Consider the following 17203-nt stretch of genomic DNA (forward strand, 5'->3'; position numbering starts at 1 on the left):
CGATCCGACCCGGCATGCGGGCTCGACGCCAGAAACGTCTCCGTTCACGGAATCGAGAGATCACGCGAAACCGGCGACCCAGGCACACGGTCGAAGAATAATAAAATCCTCGCGCACCGCGACCGTCTCCCCCGGGGGCGGGATAAATCCGGCTGTGCATATTTATCGAATATGTTCTCGAAAGGGGAACGTGAGTGCAGGACAGGGCGCGTACGACCCGCAGGGTTCTACTGGAGTCCGCAGCGCATCTTTTTCTCGAACGGGGCTATGTCGGGACGAGCGTCAACGACATAAGCGAGCACTCGGGGCGGACCAGCGGGGCGATCTATTTCCATTACTCCAGCAAGGAAAAGCTGGCACTGGCCGTCGTGCGGGAGCAGTTCGCCACCTGGCCGCAACTCGTCGTCCCCTACTCGACTCCGGGCATTCCGCCTCTGGAGAAGCTGGTGGCGCTGAGTTTCGACATCGCCCGGGCGCTGAGTGAGGACACCGTGGCACGAGCGGGTGCGCGGCTCTGGGCGGAACGCCGCAGCATCGACGCTGCCGTCCCGGCCCCTTTCGACGCCTGGGTGTCGGCGGTGACCCGGCTCCTGGCGGAAGCGAGGGTCCGCGGCGAACTCGCAGAGGGGGTGGAGCCGTCGGGAACGGCTGTAACCCTCGTCTGTGCCTTCTTCGGGGTCTGCGCGCTGGCGGAGGACGTGCAGGGCGGACTGGACTGGGACGATCGGCTGCGACGCTGGTGGACGCTCACGCTCCGGGCGCTCCAGTCGGAACCGGAACCCGGCGCTCTGCTCGCACGAGCGCAGAACCCGCCGCGTGGCCGGCGGGACGAGTCACTCCCCCTCGGCCTGCGATGAGAGGGACGCCGTCGGCTCGCAGAGGCCCTCTGCCCAGGTCCTGGGGTGTCCGCCCGGCCCCGCGCTCACCGGCGGGGCCGGGCGGACGGCGAGCGCCGGCGGTGGTGACCCGGCCGGGATCACCCGAGTAGTGCGGACAGGTCGCGCCGCTTCCTGCCCTGAAGCAGGATCGAGGCCGTAGTCGCGCCGTGGAGCGGCCGACGCACTCGCCGCCACTGAAGGAGATTCCGGTCGATGAGCACCATCTCCAGCTCCGCGTCAGAACCCCTCACGGGAGAGACGCCGGGTCGCGTCTCCCAGTCCGTCTTCGACGGCTCCGCCCTCCGCGTCATCCTGATGCTGGACGTGAACGACGGGGCCCAGGAACAGTTCCTCGAGACGTACGAGGAACTGCGCAAGCACGTGCGGGCCATCCCCGGACACATCAGCGAGCAGCTGTGCCAGTCGGTCGAGAACCCCTCCCAGTGGCTCATCACCAGCGAATGGGAGAACGCGCCGGCGTTCCTGGGCTGGGTGAACAGTGAGGAGCACGTGCGCATGGTGAAGCCGTTGCACCGGTGCGCGGGGGCCACCAGGTCGCTCCGTTTCCACGTGATCCGGGAGACCGGCATCTGACCTGGCGCCACGTTCGGAGGGCGGGTCGGCGGTCGCCGGTGCCTGACTGGTGGCCGCCGGCCCTCACACCGGTCGCGCCGCGTACCACTCCGCCGGCGCCCCTCCGGGAACGTCGGCGAACCGCTATCGGCGCAGCCGACTACCCTCTCCGGCATGCGGCGCGGGAACCTCACTCGGGATGACGGCACGTGGACGGGTCTGTCGTTGGACGTACGGGACCGCCACGTGCCGGGGCTCCGCGTGCTGCAAGCCGGGCCGCGGCTGCTGATCTCGCAGCTTTCGCGCACCGCGCTGCTCGCCGTGGTGGAGGAGCCCCTTCAGGGCGTGGATTTCTGGCGTACCGACGCGTACCGGTCCTTCGTCCCACCGTTGCGTGCCGATGCGGTGCGGGCCCTGTCCGGCAGGACGGAGCGGTGGGCTCACCACTTCGTCCGACATCTCGACGGCTCACCGGGCGGTCCGTTGCATGAGGGCCGATGGCTGCTCTCCAGCGAGAGCCCGCTCCAGCGCTGGCGCCCTCCCTCGACTTCGCACGCCGAGTACTGGGGTTCGATGCTGGTCGAGGGTCATCCGGACGGATACATCGACTGGTTCCTCCACTCCGTGTCGATGGAGATTCTGCCGCTGCGACCCATGCCCGGTCCGGACGACAGCCGGGTCAAGGCGTACCGCAAGCAGGCCCGGGAGGGCACACTCCCACCCGTGCTGCTGTGGTGGGTGAGCGGCCTGGACTGTCATCTGATTCTGGACGGGCACGCCCGGCTCGCCGCGGCGATCTCCGAGTCCGTCGAACCTCCGCTCCTGCAGTTGCACCGCACGCTGTCACGTGACGACCTCGCCGCCCGCGTCTCCGGCGCTGTGGGCTTCTACGAGCGCGAACTGGACCGCCACGCCGAACTCCGTGGTGTACACGGGCCCGCTGTCCCGGACGGCGCCGCCACCGCCGGACCGCGGCTCGGCCGCCTTCTCCATGAGCTGGACACCGCAGCCCGGCCGACATGGGCCTGGCCCATGGCCGGAGGGGATGACGAGTGGCGCCGGATCGCGCACGAGGTGACCGGCGGCCGGAAGTGGCCCGCCGGATGACCTCCATGCCGTTGCCGGGACGATCCGCGGCCGGGGTACGTCCGGCCGATCACCGCGCGGCACCGTTGCCCGATCGCTGTATCGGCCTGCCGCAGGAGGAACTGGACGGCACTGATCCGGCCTGTCGGAAATTGCCTCGACATCCGGCACGGTGATCGGGGACGCTTCGCGCGATGACCAGAATCGACGACACACCGCCCGCGTGGGACGAGCGCACGCAGCTCACCACCTTCCTCGACTACGCACGTGACACCGCCCGCGCCAAGTGCGAGGGCGTCTCCGCGGAGAACGCGCGCAGGGCTCTTCTGCCGGGCTCGCCGCTGATGACCGTCAGCGGAGTGATCAACCACCTTCGCTGGGTCGAGTACTACTGGTTCCACGTGGTGTTCCTCGGCGAGGAGGACCGGGCCCCCATGACGGACGAGGACCCCGACCGCGAGATGCGGATCGCCGTCGGATTTCCGCTCACGCAGCTGCTCGACGAGTACGCCGAACACAGCGCCCGGTACCGCGAACTCGTCGCCAGGCACGGCCTGGACGAGCAGGCCAGGGGAACCATCCGTGGCGGCCTCCACGTCGACCTGCGATGGATCCTGCTCCACCTCACCGAGGAGACGGCCCGCCACAACGGGCACCTGGACATCCTGCGCGAGATGCTCGACGGCACCACCGGCAACTGAACGGGGCGGAGACCACGGACGGGGCCCTGTTCGTGTCGCGGCGACGGTGAGAGCGGCGTGGTGCACGACGGATGCGGGCGGGGGCCGGATCGGCCGTCGACGGCGACACGTCGATCCGGCTCCTTCGCTTCGGCGGCCGCCTCGTCGGCCATGCGGGGGCAGGACCCCGCATGGCCGGCCCCGCACTCAGCTCCCGTCAGGTGTGATCAGGCCGTTCGATCGACAGCCGGGGCAGCTTGCGCGCCAGGACCGGGGGCAGCCACCAGGCCCGGGTGCCCAGCATCTCCATGACGGCCGGCGCGATCAGGCACCGGATGACCACGGCGTCGAGGAGGATGGCGACGGCCGGCCCGAGTCCGAACTGCTGGATGATCGCCGCCGGACGCACCGACGACGAGATCGCCGCACAGCTGGAGGTCTCCCCGTTAACCGCGAAAACCCATGTCAGCCGCATCATGGCCAAGCTGGGAGCCCGCGACAGATCACAGGTCGTCGTCATGGCCTACGAGTACCGCATGGTCACGCCCGGGTGGCTCGCCCGCTGAGGGCCCCACAGCAACCGGATTCACCACGGCCGACGCCCGGCCCGCGCGGGACGACCGGCCGCCGCTCACCGTCCGTCGCTCGCGCGAACCGTCGGCTCGACACCACCGCCCCGGGCCGGCCGCTCGTGGAACGGACGGCCCGGGGCGGGCCTGGCAGCAGAGGCCGGTGCGGCGCGCGACCCGGTGGGGGGCGTGCGGCGGTCTCAGTTGCCGATGCCGGAACTGCCGATGCCGGAGTTCCCGATGCCGGAGCTGCCGATACCCGTGTTGCCCAGGCCCGCATTGCCCAGACCCCAGTTCGCGACACCCGCGTTGCCGATGCCGTCGTTGAACGCTCCGGCGTTGCCGACGCCGTCGTTGAAGGCTCCGGCGTTCCCGATGCCGTCGTTGAAGACGCCCGCGTTGCCGATGCCGGTGTTACCGAAGCCGGAGCTGCCTACGCTCCCGGCCGGCCCTTCATGGGCGCAGGCCACGCCGGCGCCGACAACAGCCAGCGCAGCCGCCGCACCCAGCGTGGCCGTCGCACGGAGCAGAATTGCACGCATCGTCGCATACCTCCTGTATAGGGGCTCTTTGCCCGCTATCTCTAGCACGCGGTCATCCCTGATCCGAGGATGCTCGACCGCACTGCCGTGTCGCCGCAGGTCCTGTGCGCGCCGACCTGTGCGGCTCGGGACCGCCGCCCCCTGGGGGAAGACACAACCTGAGGATTCCTCATCGGTCGTGCGAGCACGGCAGGTTGATCCCGTCGCCCAATGGCCCAAAGCTCTCGAACCGGCATCTGAACCCGTACGCCGGGGAAGAGGCGACGGGAGCTGGTGCACGATGGCGGTCCCGGCTGAGAGGGGCGTCTTCCGCCGGTGGCAGTGCTCAAGCGGTGTGGGCCGCCACGGCTTCGATGATCTCGGGCCAGAGTTGGCGCGGCCGGTCGTGGCCCATGTCGGGAATCAGCAGGAGTTCCGCACCTGGGACCAGTTCCGCGGTCCGCTCTCCCCCGCTGGGATCGATCAGGGTGTCGTCCAGGCCGTGGATCACCAGGGTCGGCACGCGCAGTTCACGGAGTGCGTCCGCGCGTGAGCCTGCGAGGACCATCGCGCCGAGCTGCCGACCGGCGCCCGCGGGGTGGAAGGACCGGTCGTAGCTGCGGCCGGCCAGGTCACGGAGTGAGGCCGCGTCGCCGTATCGCTTGGAGGACCAGACGAGTTCCTTCTCGGCCGCGGCGACGTATCCCTCTCGGTCGGTGGGCCTGGGGCTGGACAGCACCGCTTGGGATTCCGGGCTGGCCTTGCCGTACTCGCGTTCGCCGGTCGAGGACATCATCGACGTCAACGTCAGCACTCGCTCCGGGAAGGTGAGTGCCATCGTCTGGGCGATCATCCCTCCCATCGAACTGCCGACCACGTGGGCGCGTTCGATACCGAGCGCCGTGAGCAGGCCGAGGCCGTCAGCGGCCATGTCGTGAAGCCGGTAGGGCGCCATCGCCAGGGCGGCGGGGATGTCGCCCGCACTCACGGCGAGCATGAACGTGCCCACGTCCACAGGGTGATCGTCGAACTTGGTGGACAGCCCGCTGTCTCGGTTGTCGTAGCGGATCACGTACCGGCCGCGCTCGGCCAGCGCCCGGCAGAAGTCCTCGTGCCACGCCAGCATCTGCGCGCCGAAGCCCATCACGAGCAGGACGGGCGGGTCGCCGACGTCTCCGAAGGTCTCGTACGCAAGGGCTACCTCGGAGGACACGTCGACGATCGGCATGCATGGAGCTTGCCATGTTCGGAAGGCGATCGCACATGGATGGCGCGTGGTCAGGGACGGACCCGTCCCTGACCACGCGAGGCGGGTACGGGGCGCACCGGACGGAAAGGCCGTTCGGCCGGGCCGCCCACCGGTGCGGCCGCACGCGGCGGACGGCGAGCGGCTCCGGCGAAGCGCGGGGCTCCCGCGGCCCGCCCCCTACCGGTCCGGTCGGTTCCCGGACGGTGTGCCGCGATCACCGGATGTGAGGGACCGCGTCAGCCGGGCTACATTGCCCCGGATGTCGCCGCCCCGGTAGAGGTCGCTTCCGATGCTGGCGGTGAACGCTCCCGCGGCGAGCCAGTCCCCGGCGTTCGCGACGGTCACACCGCCCGTGGCCATGATCCTGGCGCCGGGCAGCACGGCGAGCAGCGAGGTGAGGTAGGCGATGCCGCCCACGTGGGCCGGGAAGAGTTTGGCGACCCCGCGCTCGGCCGACGCGCGCAGTTCCGTGGGGGTGTGTCCGCCCTCGACGAAGAGCCGGTCGGCGGCGTCGGCGACCGGCCGCACCTCGGGTACCTGGAAGGGGCTGACCAGGAAGCGGGCGCCCGCTTCCAGGGCCTGTTCCGCCGTCTCCGTCGATGTCACGGTGCCGAGCCCGACCGTGGCTTCGGGGTGGTCGCGGGTCCAGGTGGCGAGGAGGGCCTGCCATCCGGGGGTGGTGGCGGTGAACTCGAAGGTGGTGAGGCCGCCGGCGACGAGTTCGCGGGCCAGGCCGTCGGCGGCTTCGGCGTCGGGTGCCCGTACGGTCGGTACGACGCGCGCCTCGCGCAGCCGGTCGATGACATCGAGTACCGCCGGGGTGAGTGTCTGTGTCATGGGGTGGTTCCGTCTCGGTGTCAGGAAGGGTCGGGCGCGGCGATGACGGCGAGGGCGTCCAGGGCTTCGGTGCCGTCCTCTCCCCGGGCTGTGAGGACGATCTCGTCGCCGTACCTGATGTTGAGCGTCATCAGGGACAGCATGCTCCGGGCGGACGCCTCCGGGCCCGGCACGGCGGACGCCTCGGAGGACCGGGGGCGTGCCACGGTGATCTCTGCCTGGTAGCGAGCGGCGGTCTGCGCGAAGAGGGCTGCCGGCCGGGCGTGGAGCCCCGCCTTCTCTGTCACGACGAGTCGGCGTTCAACGGTGCGGATGGCCTGCTCCTTGGTGTCATATGGACTGTGGGTCACGGCAGTTGACGGCGCGGTCGGTGGGGCGCGACGGGGTGTCGGGTTGCGAGTGGTGCGCCGTGGATGCCCGGGCGGGGACGCAGCGTCGCTCCCCAACCGGCGTCGTACGCCAAGGGGGACGGCGGGGGTCGCGGGGCGACGGTCCGGCGCGGCGTACATCCGGGGCCGGCAGGGAGGCCGGCCTCGTCGGGCGCGAGGCCCGTAGTCGATGACGGGTCGCGGGCGCTCGTTCACCGGCAGCGCGGTGGGCGGCCGGGTGACACATGGGTGGTGGGTGCTCCCGGTCAGCCGGCTCCGAGCAGTGCGCTTATACGGGTCACCAGTTCGGCCTCCTCCGCCACCGTGATGGGGCGGGGGTCGATGGAAAGGCGGCCGGTGTTCGCCTGGTGGTCGCGGAGGAAGACCGGCGGGCTGCCGGCCGCGAGTTCGCGCGCGACGCCCTGCGCGTCGAGTCGGGCGGTGACGGGGTCGACGGTCAGGACCGCCCGGTGGATGTTCCGGCCCGCCTCGTCGCGTTCCACGGTGGCCGTGACCCCCGGCAGCCCGCCCAGCTGTGCGGCGAGGGCGGCCATGCGTTCCCTGCCTCCGTCGCCGACCTCGTCGTCGCCGTACGTGCGCAGGGCCTGAAGGAGGCCGAGCACGGTCTCCTTGCCCACCTTCATCGGCCGCGCGATGCCCGTGTACTGGGCGCGACACGCTTCGATGAGGGTGCGGCGGCCGCAGACGAGGCCTGACGTGGGGCCGCCGATCGCCTTGCCACCACTGAAGACGACCAGGTCGGCTCCGGTGGCCGGCCAGTGACGGAGGTCGTCCTCGGCAGCGGCGTCCACGATCACGGGGATGTCGTGCCGGCGTCCCATCGCGATCATGTCGGCGAGGGAAACGCTCCCCTTGTGCACCGTATGGTGTGACTGGACGTAGAGGAGTGCGGCGGTCCGCCCGGTGATGGCGCCCTCCACGTGGGCGGCGGTCACCTTGTTCACGGAGCCGACCTCGACGACCCGTCCGCCGCCGAGTGCGACCATCTGCCGCACGGGGGCGCCGAAGTTCACGGAGTGGCCCTTGAGGAGCAGGACTTCGTGCGGCCGGTCGCCCGGGTCGGGGAGCCGCTCGATGCGGTCCGGCTCCATGCCCGCGACGAGGGCGGCGACGGCTATGGCGATTCCCGAGGCCGCGCCGGTGGTGGGGCAGCCGTCCTCGGCTCCGGTGGCCTTCGCGATGACCTCACCTGCGACCTTCATCAGGTCGTCCATGACCACGTGGTTCCTGGCCGCCTCCGCCATCGCGGCAACCACCGTGTCGTCGAGCACACTTCCTCCGAGGGCGGTCATCTTTCCGCTGGCGTTGATGGCGGGCGAGATCCCCAGTTCCTCGTACACACCCATGTGGGACTGCTCCTTCGGTGTCGTTCGTCGGTCGGTTCCAGGCACGCAAACGCTGCGCGGGGCAGGTCACTTGGCGATGGGGAAGAACAGGCCGGCGGCCATGGCGCCGAGAATGGCACCGCCCGTCAGGGGCTTCTTCCACCAGTAGAAGAGGATCGCTCCGAGGGTCGACCCGAGGCCGACGGGGACGGATGCGGTCGCCGCGGCGAGAATGACGAGCGGGCCCAGATAGCGTCCCGCGGAGTTGCCCGCGCCCATCATCACGTCGGCGCCGAAGGTCGATCCCGCGTCGGGCGAGTTCAGGGTGGCCCTGCGGATCACCAGCACCAACCACCCGATGGCCAGTCCGATGACCGCGCCGGTGGGGAGCGCGAGCCAGAAGTGTTCGAGGGGCGCGGTGACTCCGGCGGCCAGGAGCATGGCGGGGATGCCGATGCCGACCCCGGTCTGCAGCGAGCCGCCGATGTCGAGGATCCCCACCATCGGGGCCTCGATGATCCGGGCGAACAGGAATCCCGCGCCGAAGGCGGCGGCTGCTCCGTAACTCCCGTTCTCCATACCCGCTTTGAGCAGTGCGACCACTGCGACTTCGTTGAAGACGCCGGTCTGGTAGGTGTAGTAGAGGTGTGTTCCCGCGAAGATGCCCGAGGCAAGTGAGGCGACCAAGAGCGGGAAGGCCCATTCGGAGAGCCAGAAGCCGCCTTCCCAGGGGCGGGGGCGCCGGCCGTCCGCGCCCTGTCCGGTGTCGTCGTTCACGCCGATGTCGGTGGTGGTCACGTCACTGGCTCCTTCACTGACCGGCCGTGCCGGTGCTCTCGTGCAGCTGGTGCAGCCAGCCGGGCACGCCGATCTTCATCTGTTCGAGCAGGTCCATGTCGACACCGCGCAGGAAGGAGCTGGCCACGAAGAGCGCGACGACCGCTGCGGTGAGGCTCTTGGTGATGCGGTTCCAGCCCATGTCGTCGATGCCCTTGCCGACGACGATGCCGAGCACGATGCCGGGTACGGCGTTGCCCATCACGATGTGGGCGATGCCGCCGAGGACCGTCCCCCACCCGCCGGTACGCCGGCCGGCGTCCACGGCGGCCATCCAGAAGATGATCGGCATGACCGGGTTGAGCAGCCAGTCCGAGGCCGGTCCGAGCACCTGGGAGGCGACGCTCTGGAGCGAGTGCGGGATGGAGGCGGCGGTGGTGTTGAGAAGGGAGATGAGCACGATCCCGACGGCGGCGCCCGTGAGGGCCATGCGACGGGGGTTGTGCAGGGTCTCGGCGAGGTTCCTGTTCTTGAACATCGCGATCGAGGCCGCCCAGTGCGGCACGATCCGGTGGTCGACGTCTCCGGAGAGCGCGCCGGCGCCGACGGTGCTCGCCCAGGCGTTGAAGAAGAAGCCGAAACCGAAGGAGAAGTGGGCGATCGGGTCGTTCTCACAGGCGTTGAGTTCGCCCAGGGTGCGGAAGGCGCCCATGCCCTGGGCTTTCGGGGCGTGGAACATGCGGGCGACGCCCGCGCCCGCACCGAAGCCGATGAGTGCCCCGATGACGGCGGATTCCAGCAGGATGGTGAGTGTTTCGTTCATGGAAAGGGTTCCACTTCAGAGCCGACGAGGAGCCTCTAGGGGTGTCCGGCCCGGCGGCCTGCGGTACGGACGGACCGCCGGACCGGATGTGCGGTGTGCGCGCGGGGCACGCTCCCGTTTCCGGGAGCCGCTTCGGCGGATCACCTCATCTGGAGCAGATGCTTGGTGGTGCTCAACTTCTCCTCGCGTACGGCGAAGTCCACCGCGTCGAGGTCGAGGGAGGTCACGCGCACCCGCACGTTCATGCTGATCTCGTAGTGCACGCGCGTTCTGGGGAAGAGCAGTCCGAGGAACCGCTCGGTTCTGCGGTGTTCCGCTGCCGACAGGACCTCCAGCGCCAAAGGCTCCACCCGGAAGGTGACGCCGCCCTCCTTCCCTGCCGCGGCCGACTGGACCTGCCGCATGACGGCGCCGAAGGCCCGTTCCTTGGTGGGACCGGTGCCGGTCAGCCGCAGGGTCTGTTCGGAATGGTGCATCAGGCGCTCCCGGCCTGCGCGTCCAGTTCCTTCTGCAGGGCCTGGGCGATCTTGAAGCCGAGTTCCTCGGTGTCGAGAAAGCCGAAACCGAGGACTCGCTTGCCCTGTTGGACGGCGGTGACGCCCGCCTCCGGGCTGCGCATGCCGAACTCGATGTCGTGGCCGTACTTCGCCTTGGCCGTCACGGCGCCGGCGCCGCCGCTGCCGCAGAAGCTCAGCCCGAGTACCGCGCCCTCGGCGGCCATCACGTCGCCGACCTTCATGTCGGCGCCGGGTCCCGGTATCAGGACGGGCACGAGGCCCGCCTTCCTGACTCCCTCCGCGACCGCCTGGCCCTTGCCGAGCCGATTGCCGATGACGATTTTCGCAGTGTCCGACACGGTGTGTTCCTGTCTGGTAGCCGAATTCGTGGTGGTGTTCGTGCGGGGAGGTCAGGCGCGATCGCCGTGGTCGCGCGCGTTCTCGTGCAGCGCCGCCTCGAAGTGGAGGGTGAGGAGCAGCACTTCGGCATCGGTGACGGTGTGGTCGCGGTTCGCGCAATAGGCGTCGAGCAGCGCCCGCACCGACGCGAGCTGCGCGGCGCCGACCTCGTCGTAGAGGTGCCGGTCGAGTTCCGGTGGGTACTCGTGGTCGCGGACCCGTCGTACGAAGGCCACGCTGTGGGCGGCGAGTGCCAGTCTGCGGACGTCGTTCATGGGGATGGAGCGGTCGGCGGCGTAGGCGTCCGCCGCGGTCAGCAGTTCCTCGGCGTCGGCCACGTCCTCCTCCGTGAGGGGGGTGTCGTCCGCCAGCCGGTCGAGTGTCCGGCGGGGGTCGGTGGCGCTCGGCGTGGTGCCGGTCATGCGTCGGCCTTTCGGATGCGGTGCGTGATGCCTGCCCGTACGGCGGCCACCGCGGTGAGCCGGTGCCCTGCGGTGCGCGTGCGGCCTTCGGCGTCCACGAGGGGGGTGGCGTCCTCCACTCGCTCCAGGAGCGTGATGTCCGCGACGGAGCCGGTGGCGAAGGAGCCGATCTCGCCTGCGAGTCCGATGGACTCGGCGGCCGCGGAAGTCGCCGCGCGGACCGTCTCGTCGAGCGTCAGTCCTGCGGCGATGAGCTTCGTCATGGTGGTGGTGAGGTCGTGGACCGGGCCCACGAGACTCCGCCCGTGGATGTCGGTGCTGACGGTGTGCGGGCGGATCCCGTGTTCCAGCGCGCGTTCCATGGTGTCGAAGGCGAAGCTGGCACTACCGTGTCCGACATCGAGGCGGACCCCGCGCTCCACGGCGTCGCGGGCCTGCCGAAGAGGCCCGGAGTCCGCTTCGGGGAAGAGACCTCCGGCCTTGCCGTGAAAGGCATGGGTGACGACGTCGCCGGGGCCGAGGAGGTCGAGTACGTCACCGAACGCGGGGGGAGCGTTTCCGACATGCACCATCACGGGGAAGGGTGCGCCGGTCTCCGCGGCGATCTGCTCCGTGATGCGTTTGGCCGCGCGCAGTGGTTCCAGACCGTTCCGCCCGACCACCGACCGGCTCATGCGTATCTTGATGCCGCGGATGACGTCGCGGCGCGCGAGGATCGTTCTGACGGTGTCCGCCGACCGGATGTCGTCGTGCCCCGCGAGTTCGGTCGTTCCCCGAGTCAGGCCGTGCCGGGAGATGTTGAGCCAGCTGAGGACGCGCGTGGTGCTGGGCGCCACGACGGTCCGCTCGAAGTCCTCGAAGGTGTCGGATCCCGAACTGCCCGCGTCGACCACGGTGGTCACACCCGACCCGATCCCGGCCAGATCTGCCGCGATACCGAGGCCGGTGGCACCGTCGTAGACGTGCGCGTGCAGGTCGATGAGGCCGGGCGTGACCAGCAGTCCGTGCGCGTCGACGTACTCGGCGCACGCGCCGCCCGCCGTGCCGGATGCGAGCACGGCGGAGATACGGCCGTCGCGGACGGCGATGTCGCCCACCGTGGACGTGCCCTTCTCAGGGTCGATCAGCAGACCGCCGCCGACGACCAGATCGTAGGGGCCGGCCTCGACGCGGGTGAGCTCCGCTCGAGAGGAGTTCGTCCCGTGGAGGGCCTCGGGCCTGCGGCTCGTCGCCGACTCGCCAGGGGAACCAGACATGAACAACCTCCTTGGGTGGGGGTTCGGGGCCGAGAAGCGGCCCTGACCGGCGTTCCGTAGGGTAGATTGCCGTTCCGTGGAGCGGACCAGGGTCACGTTAGCTGAGAGGTAACCGGGAAACAATGGATTCCGACAGGGCAGTTGCCGGAACGGAAACGGGGGAGGTGCCGGCTTCCAACTCCGTGGCCAAGGCACTGCGGGTGCTGGACGCGCTGGCCCAGCCGGACGCACCGCACCGGCTGGGTGAGATCGCGGAACGCGCCGGCGTACCGAAGGCGAGCGCCCACCGCATCCTCGGCACGCTGGTGGCGGAGGGGTTCGCGGCGCCGGACGGTGAGGGCCGCTACGGCATCGGGGACCGGCTCCAGGCGATGGCCGCGCGTGTCCTGTCGGAGGACACGGTCGGGATCGGCGCGGTACTGCGCACACTTCAGCAGCGACTCGGCCTGACGGTGCACCTTGCCGTCCTGAACGGCGATCACGCCACCTACACGCACAAGGTGGACCCCGACCGCGCCTACCGCATCGCCACGGAGGTCGGCATGCGGCTGCCGCTGCACGCGACCGCCGCGGGCAAGGCGCTGCTCGCCCATCTCCCCGCGGCGGAAGCATCGGTGCTGATCGACGGCACACCGCTGATGGCCAGGACCGCACACACGGTGACGGATCCCGCGGAGGTGCACCGGGAGCTCGAGACGGCGCGTGCCGACGGTTTCGCCATCGACTACGAGGAACACGAACAGTCGATCTGCTCGCTGGCCGCGCCGGTGCTCGACAGCGACGGCTACCCGGTGGGCGCCGTCTCGATCTCGGCGCTCACCTTCCTCGTCACCCGGGACCAACTTCCCTCGTTCGCCGACGCGGTGCGACAGGCGGCGGCGGACGTGGCGAGGCGCCTCTGAGAGCGTCACGGGGCCATCGACGCGGCGGGGGCGGCCGAGCTCACACGCGCTCGCCCCTTGGTGATGCCGGCGGGCGCCCGACCGGGTGCGGGCCGGGGAACACGCCCGTGACCAGCTGCACGGCTCACTCGTTCCAGCAGGCATGAACACCTACACCGTCAAAGTCGGCTCGGACGCGGGCCGGCTCGCCTTCCAGCCCGGGAAACTGACCGTGGCACCCGGGGACACCATCGAGTGGGTGTGCAACGCGCAGCCCCCGCACAACATCGTGTTCGACCCCGCCAAGAACCCGAACGGCGACAGCAGAATGGCTAAGACCCTCAGCCACACCACGCCCATGACAAACCCCGGTGACGTCCAGGCAACCGTCGTCCCCCGTGATGCACCCCCCGGTGACTACCACTTCTACAGCGAGCCCCATCGCGACGCGGGTATGGAGGGCATCCTCACCGTCACGCACGCATGACCGGGCCGAGGCCGAGTCACCCGGCCCTGTGTCCGGCGGACGACGGCCATGCTGCCGACGCCCGTGCGCGGGGGCGGCGTGCCCTCGGGCGGCGGTCCGCCGTGATGCGCTGACCTCGGTCCGTACGACGCGCGCGGGCCGGACGCCCGGCCAGGGAGCCCGGCCCGTGGCCCGTGCACGGTTCACGGAGGTCTCCGGCGCGCTCGTTCCAGGCTCGTTCACGGTGCGCCGGCCCGTACGCCGCCTCGGCAGACGACTCCGGATCCGGATCCGGAATGGCGTACCGCCCACCGTCACACGCATGGAGCCGCTGCCGTCGCCCGTCCCTGGCCGGAGCCGTGCGGACGGATCCGGCCGAGCGTGCTCAGCTCATCGTCGGCCGGAGGGCTCCCGGACCGGCGCGTGGTCCGGCTCGGGCGACGGAGCCGGTGCGGGTCGGCGCGCGGCATCACTGATCCGGATCAGGATGCCCACGAGAGCCCAGTTGGCGATGACGGAGGAACCGCCGTACGCCACGAACGGCAGCGTCATCCCGGTCAGCGGGATCAGGCCCATGACGCCTCCCGCGACCACGAAGACCTGGAGCCCGAAAGCTCCCGAGAGGCCTGCCGCGAGCAGTTTCCCGAACGGGTCGCGGGCGGCGAGCGCCGTGCGGATCCCCCGCTCCACGATCAGGCCGTACACGAGCAGGATGGCCATGACACCGGTGAGACCCAGCTCCTCGGCGAACGCGGCCAGGATGAAGTCGGAGTTGGCGGCGAATCCGATGAGGTCGGAGTCTCCCTGGCCCAGTCCCGTGCCGAGGACGCCGCCGGAGCCGAAGGCCCACAGTGCCTCCATGGACTGCTCGGAGTGACCCACCACTCCCTGCCTGCTGAGGCTGTATTCACGCAGCGGGTCCAGCCACGCCTGAACCCGCTGCTGGACGTGCGACTCGAAGGAGGCGACCCCCACCGCGCCGCCCGCGGCCATGAGCAGGCCGAAGACGATCCAGCTGGTGCGCTCGGTGGCCACGTACACCATGACGACGAACATCCCGAAGAACAGCAGCGACGTGCCCAGGTCGGTCTCGAAGACCAGGATCAGGATGGACATCGCCCAGACCACGAGAATGGGACCGAGATCGCGGCCGCGGGGCAGATGCAGACCCAGGAACCGGCGGCTGGCCAGCGCCATCGCGTCCCTCTTCACCATGAGGTACCCGGCGAAGAAGACGGCGATGACGATCTTCACGAACTCCCCCGGCTGCAGTGTGCCGAGCCCGGGGATCCTGATCCAGATCTTCGCCCCGTAGCTGTCGGCGCTCAGTCCGGGTACGAGGGGGAGCACGAGCAGGATCATGGACAGTGCCATGGAGATGTAGGTATAACGCTGCAGGACACGGTGATCCTTGAGGAGGACAACCACCGCCACGAAGAGCGCCATACCGAGCGCGGAGTTGAGGAGCTGCCGGGGCGACGCCTCGAAGAACTCACCGCGTGCCTGGAGCCGTTCGGACTGGTCCAGCCGCCAGATGAGCACGAGGCCGAGGCCGTTCAGCAGCGCGGCCAGGGGTAACAGCAGCGGATCAGCGAACGGCGCGAACCGACGGACCACGAGATGGCCGACACCTGCCAGGACGCCGATTCCGAGTCCGTACGCGAGCAGGCCCGCAGGGAGGCCGCCGTCGAGGGCGAGGCCCACGTTGGCGTAGGCCAGTACAGGGATGAGGACGGCCAGCGCCAGCAGGCCGAGCTCGGTGTTGCGCCAGTTCTCCCCGCCGGCTGCGGGCGTGGAGTGCGCCGAGACGCCTGAATGCCTGCTCATCACTGTCGGCCTTTCGCTGCTTCCCACGACTCACCGCGCAGTGGCCCAAGCCCTGCAACCGAGGCACTGCACACCTCGATGCCGCCACCGGCGCGGTCCTGGCTTGCCGCCGACGCGAGGATCGCGGTCTGCGGTCGTGCCCGCGAAGACACCGAAATCGATCATCCGGTTCCCGTCGACGGCCGCCCGCGCCCGGCAGGTCCGACTGCGCGCGATACGGGTTGCGTGCGGCAGGGCGCACGCGCCGTCGCCGGTGCGGCACTCGGTGCGCGCACCGGCCCGCCCGGAGGGTGGCCACCCTCCGGGCGGCGGCACGGGCGCCCGAGCGGCCGGTACCCACCCGTACCGCGCGTATGAGCCGGCCCGGTCCGGCTTCCGCCGGCCGAGACCGCGTTCACGCCCTCGCGCGGCCGCGCCCCAGGCGAAGGGCGGACACGAGGAAGAAGACGCCGCCGAGGAACGCGTAGCCGGCCAGGCTGCTCAGCGAGGCCCCGTCACCACCCGACTGGGCGATGAACGACGCTCCGGCCAGGGTGGAGATGAAGCCGCTGGCGATCATCGCCCACTGGCCTCCGAGCGCGCGCCGGGTCGCGCCGACGACGAGTTGGGTCACGCCCGCGGTGATCGCCCAGGCGCCCCAGACCCGCAGCACGGCGGGGACGCCCGAGGTCGCGGCGATGGCCAGACCGATACCTGTGAGGGCGCTGAGCACGGTGTTCACGTAAAGACCGCTCACCGATCCGCCGTTCACCCGTGCGGACCTGATGTCGATGACCGCGCACGCCACGTCGAACAACGGGTAGATCACCAGCAGTACGACCGTGACCGCGCCCAATGTGCCCGCGAACGCGACCAGAAGCGCGGCCCAGACCGCGGCGAACGCGAAGCGCAGGAAGTAGAGCGTGCGCAGGGCATCGGAGGCATGGGGACGAGTGGCGCCGACGAGGGTGTCCATGGGAGTTCCTTTCAGGCAGGGCGTGTCGCGGTCGGCCGGCCGGGCCGTCAGGGGCCTGCTGCCCACGTACCGACCGGCGTGCGGAGACCCGCCCCTTGACGAGGGAGAACGTTCGGTCTCCTCGGGTATTCAAGAGGACGGGATCCACGACGTCAAGACCGAACGTTCTCCCTCGCTGGTGAGGTAGCCTGACCGCATGAGTGAGGGCACAGGAGGCGGCAGTACGTCGGCTGCGCGGGCACGGCTGCTGGACGCGGCGACCAGGGTCTTCTACCTGGAGGGAATCCACTCCGTCGGCGTCGACCGGGTCATCGCCGAGGCACAGGTCACCCGGGCCACGCTGTACCGGCACTTCGCGGGCAAGGACGACCTCGTCCTCGCCTATCTCGACCGAGCCGACCGGGGAATCCGAGCGGGCGTCGAGGCGGCTCGGGCGGGAAAGGGGTCGGCCGCCGACGAGGTGCGGGCGGTCGGCCGATTCATCACCGAGGGCATCCAGAGCCCAGGGTTCCGCGGCTGCGCCTTCCTCAACGCCGCGGCGGAATACCCCGATCCCGCCCACCCCATCCACCAGGCCGTCCTGGCCCACCGTCAGTGGTTCCTGGATACGGTCACCGCGTTGCTGGAGCAGGTCGGCGACATACCTGCCGTCGAAGCCGGCCGGCACCTCGTCATGCTCCGGGACGGCGCCATGGCCGGCGGCTGCCTCTTCGACCCGAGGCTGATCTCCGAGAGTTTCCTGCTGGGGGTCGAGGGAATTCTGCGGGCACGCGGAGCCTGACGCACGATCGGG

Annotated in this window: 20 protein-coding genes and 2 pseudogenes; 8 read left to right on the forward strand and 14 right to left on the reverse strand. The window is 70.2% G+C overall.

Annotated elements, in window-relative coordinates:
• The first annotated feature begins 194 nt into the window (after positions 1–194).
• The 4 genes and pseudogenes from OHT61_RS00520 to OHT61_RS00535 all read left to right on the forward strand — a co-directional run bounded on the left by OHT61_RS00520 (position 195) and on the right by OHT61_RS00535 (position 3238).
• Positions 195–857 carry a ScbR family autoregulator-binding transcription factor gene (locus OHT61_RS00520; protein WP_329033988.1) on the forward strand — a complete coding sequence of 221 codons (663 nt, stop codon included), beginning with the start codon at positions 195–197 and terminating at the stop codon, positions 855–857.
• Between the two features lie 234 nt (positions 858–1091).
• Positions 1092–1466: pseudogene (locus OHT61_RS00525) on the forward strand (antibiotic biosynthesis monooxygenase family protein); the annotation flags it as partial.
• Between the two features lie 159 nt (positions 1467–1625).
• The gene (locus tag OHT61_RS00530) at positions 1626–2558 is read left to right on the forward strand and encodes a hypothetical protein (RefSeq protein WP_329033990.1); all 933 of its coding nucleotides are present in this window, start codon (positions 1626–1628) and stop codon (positions 2556–2558) included.
• Between the two features lie 173 nt (positions 2559–2731).
• Complete coding sequence (locus OHT61_RS00535) at positions 2732–3238, forward strand: DinB family protein (RefSeq protein WP_329033992.1); 507 nt, start codon at positions 2732–2734, stop codon at positions 3236–3238.
• 196 nt (positions 3239–3434) lie between these two features.
• On the opposite strand, the gene OHT61_RS00540 is transcribed toward OHT61_RS00535, so the two are convergent.
• The gene (locus tag OHT61_RS00540; RefSeq protein ID WP_329033993.1) at positions 3435–3692 is read right to left on the reverse strand and encodes an MMPL family transporter; all 258 of its coding nucleotides are present in this window, start codon (positions 3690–3692) and stop codon (positions 3435–3437) included.
• Between OHT61_RS00540 and OHT61_RS00545 the strand changes: the two are divergent.
• Positions 3607–3783: pseudogene (locus OHT61_RS00545) on the forward strand (response regulator transcription factor); the annotation flags it as partial. The gene OHT61_RS00540 and the pseudogene OHT61_RS00545 overlap by 86 nt on opposite strands.
• Before the next feature lie 203 nt (positions 3784–3986).
• On the opposite strand, the gene OHT61_RS00550 reads toward OHT61_RS00545, so the two are convergent.
• From OHT61_RS00550 to OHT61_RS00600, 11 genes are all read right to left on the reverse strand, one after another.
• Positions 3987–4328 (reverse strand): hypothetical protein, encoded by a 342-nt coding sequence (locus tag OHT61_RS00550; RefSeq protein ID WP_329033994.1) that lies wholly within the window; start codon positions 4326–4328, stop codon positions 3987–3989.
• Between the two features lie 325 nt (positions 4329–4653).
• Positions 4654–5535 (reverse strand): alpha/beta fold hydrolase, encoded by an 882-nt coding sequence (locus OHT61_RS00555; RefSeq protein ID WP_329033996.1) that lies wholly within the window; start codon positions 5533–5535, stop codon positions 4654–4656.
• Between the two features lie 198 nt (positions 5536–5733).
• Positions 5734–6393 (reverse strand): bifunctional 4-hydroxy-2-oxoglutarate aldolase/2-dehydro-3-deoxy-phosphogluconate aldolase, encoded by a 660-nt coding sequence (locus tag OHT61_RS00560; protein WP_329033997.1) that lies wholly within the window; start codon positions 6391–6393, stop codon positions 5734–5736.
• 20 nt (positions 6394–6413) lie between these two features.
• On the reverse strand, positions 6414–6743 hold the full coding sequence (locus OHT61_RS00565; RefSeq protein ID WP_329033998.1) for an HPr family phosphocarrier protein: 330 nt from the start codon (positions 6741–6743) through the stop codon (positions 6414–6416).
• Between the two features lie 284 nt (positions 6744–7027).
• A complete protein-coding gene (locus tag OHT61_RS00570; RefSeq protein WP_329034000.1) occupies positions 7028–8128 on the reverse strand; it encodes a DgaE family pyridoxal phosphate-dependent ammonia lyase in 1101 nt (366 codons plus the stop codon).
• Positions 8129–8194: 66 nt separating this feature from the next.
• Positions 8195–8905: a DUF4310 family protein gene (locus OHT61_RS00575; RefSeq protein WP_329034001.1), complete on the reverse strand. Its 711-nt coding sequence runs from the start codon at positions 8903–8905 to the stop codon at positions 8195–8197.
• 13 nt (positions 8906–8918) lie between these two features.
• Positions 8919–9707 (reverse strand): DUF4311 domain-containing protein, encoded by a 789-nt coding sequence (locus tag OHT61_RS00580; RefSeq protein WP_329034002.1) that lies wholly within the window; start codon positions 9705–9707, stop codon positions 8919–8921.
• 140 nt (positions 9708–9847) lie between these two features.
• Positions 9848–10183, reverse strand: a complete 336-nt coding sequence (locus OHT61_RS00585) for a DUF4312 family protein (RefSeq protein ID WP_329034003.1) — start codon at positions 10181–10183, stop codon at positions 9848–9850.
• Positions 10183–10563 (reverse strand): SFCGS family glycine-rich protein, encoded by a 381-nt coding sequence (locus tag OHT61_RS00590; protein WP_329034005.1) that lies wholly within the window; start codon positions 10561–10563, stop codon positions 10183–10185. The genes OHT61_RS00585 and OHT61_RS00590 overlap by 1 nt, the downstream gene beginning before the upstream one ends.
• 51 nt (positions 10564–10614) lie before the next feature.
• Positions 10615–11025 (reverse strand): hypothetical protein, encoded by a 411-nt coding sequence (locus tag OHT61_RS00595; protein ID WP_329034006.1) that lies wholly within the window; start codon positions 11023–11025, stop codon positions 10615–10617.
• Positions 11022–12281 (reverse strand): amidohydrolase/deacetylase family metallohydrolase, encoded by a 1260-nt coding sequence (locus OHT61_RS00600; RefSeq protein WP_329034007.1) that lies wholly within the window; start codon positions 12279–12281, stop codon positions 11022–11024. Before OHT61_RS00600 ends, OHT61_RS00595 begins: the two co-directional genes overlap by 4 nt.
• Positions 12282–12445: 164 nt before the next feature.
• Here OHT61_RS00600 and OHT61_RS00605 point away from each other — a divergent pair, with 164 nt between their 5' ends.
• Both OHT61_RS00605 and petE read left to right on the forward strand, forming a co-directional pair.
• Positions 12446–13183, forward strand: a complete 738-nt coding sequence (locus tag OHT61_RS00605; RefSeq protein WP_329034009.1) for an IclR family transcriptional regulator — start codon at positions 12446–12448, stop codon at positions 13181–13183.
• Positions 13184–13325: 142 nt separating this feature from the next.
• On the forward strand, positions 13326–13649 hold the full coding sequence (petE, locus tag OHT61_RS00610) for a plastocyanin (protein ID WP_329034010.1): 324 nt from the start codon (positions 13326–13328) through the stop codon (positions 13647–13649).
• Positions 13650–14018: 369 nt separating this feature from the next.
• Here petE and OHT61_RS00615 read toward each other — a convergent pair whose 3' ends face one another.
• A complete protein-coding gene (locus OHT61_RS00615; protein WP_329034011.1) occupies positions 14019–15455 on the reverse strand; it encodes an FtsW/RodA/SpoVE family cell cycle protein in 1437 nt (478 codons plus the stop codon).
• A 394-nt stretch (positions 15456–15849) separates the two neighbouring features.
• Positions 15850–16410: a hypothetical protein gene (locus tag OHT61_RS00620; RefSeq protein WP_329034012.1), complete on the reverse strand. Its 561-nt coding sequence runs from the start codon at positions 16408–16410 to the stop codon at positions 15850–15852.
• Positions 16411–16606: 196 nt separating this feature from the next.
• On the opposite strand from OHT61_RS00620, the gene OHT61_RS00625 reads away from it, so the two are divergent.
• Positions 16607–17191 (forward strand): TetR/AcrR family transcriptional regulator, encoded by a 585-nt coding sequence (locus OHT61_RS00625; protein ID WP_329034015.1) that lies wholly within the window; start codon positions 16607–16609, stop codon positions 17189–17191.
• The last annotated feature ends 12 nt before the right edge of the window (positions 17192–17203 follow it).

This window comes from Streptomyces sp. NBC_00178, assembly GCF_036206005.1.
Classification (GTDB): domain Bacteria; phylum Actinomycetota; class Actinomycetes; order Streptomycetales; family Streptomycetaceae; genus Streptomyces.

Coding starts and splice junctions, on each gene's coding strand:
- OHT61_RS00530 (WP_329033990.1), top strand. CDS start 1,626: ATGCGGCGCGGGAACCTCACTCGGGATGACGGCACGTGGACGGGTCTG.
- OHT61_RS00535 (WP_329033992.1), top strand. CDS start 2,732: ATGACCAGAATCGACGACACACCGCCCGCGTGGGACGAGCGCACGCAG.
- OHT61_RS00540 (WP_329033993.1), bottom strand. CDS start 3,692: ATGCGGCTGACATGGGTTTTCGCGGTTAACGGGGAGACCTCCAGCTGT.
- OHT61_RS00550 (WP_329033994.1), bottom strand. CDS start 4,328: ATGCGTGCAATTCTGCTCCGTGCGACGGCCACGCTGGGTGCGGCGGCT.
- OHT61_RS00555 (WP_329033996.1), bottom strand. CDS start 5,535: ATGCCGATCGTCGACGTGTCCTCCGAGGTAGCCCTTGCGTACGAGACC.
- OHT61_RS00560 (WP_329033997.1), bottom strand. CDS start 6,393: ATGACACAGACACTCACCCCGGCGGTACTCGATGTCATCGACCGGCTG.
- OHT61_RS00570 (WP_329034000.1), bottom strand. CDS start 8,128: ATGGGTGTGTACGAGGAACTGGGGATCTCGCCCGCCATCAACGCCAGC.
- OHT61_RS00580 (WP_329034002.1), bottom strand. CDS start 9,707: ATGAACGAAACACTCACCATCCTGCTGGAATCCGCCGTCATCGGGGCA.
- OHT61_RS00585 (WP_329034003.1), bottom strand. CDS start 10,183: ATGCACCATTCCGAACAGACCCTGCGGCTGACCGGCACCGGTCCCACC.
- OHT61_RS00595 (WP_329034006.1), bottom strand. CDS start 11,025: ATGACCGGCACCACGCCGAGCGCCACCGACCCCCGCCGGACACTCGAC.
- OHT61_RS00600 (WP_329034007.1), bottom strand. CDS start 12,281: ATGTCTGGTTCCCCTGGCGAGTCGGCGACGAGCCGCAGGCCCGAGGCC.
- petE (WP_329034010.1), top strand. CDS start 13,326: ATGAACACCTACACCGTCAAAGTCGGCTCGGACGCGGGCCGGCTCGCC.
- OHT61_RS00615 (WP_329034011.1), bottom strand. CDS start 15,455: ATGAGCAGGCATTCAGGCGTCTCGGCGCACTCCACGCCCGCAGCCGGC.
- OHT61_RS00620 (WP_329034012.1), bottom strand. CDS start 16,410: ATGGACACCCTCGTCGGCGCCACTCGTCCCCATGCCTCCGATGCCCTG.
- OHT61_RS00625 (WP_329034015.1), top strand. CDS start 16,607: ATGAGTGAGGGCACAGGAGGCGGCAGTACGTCGGCTGCGCGGGCACGG.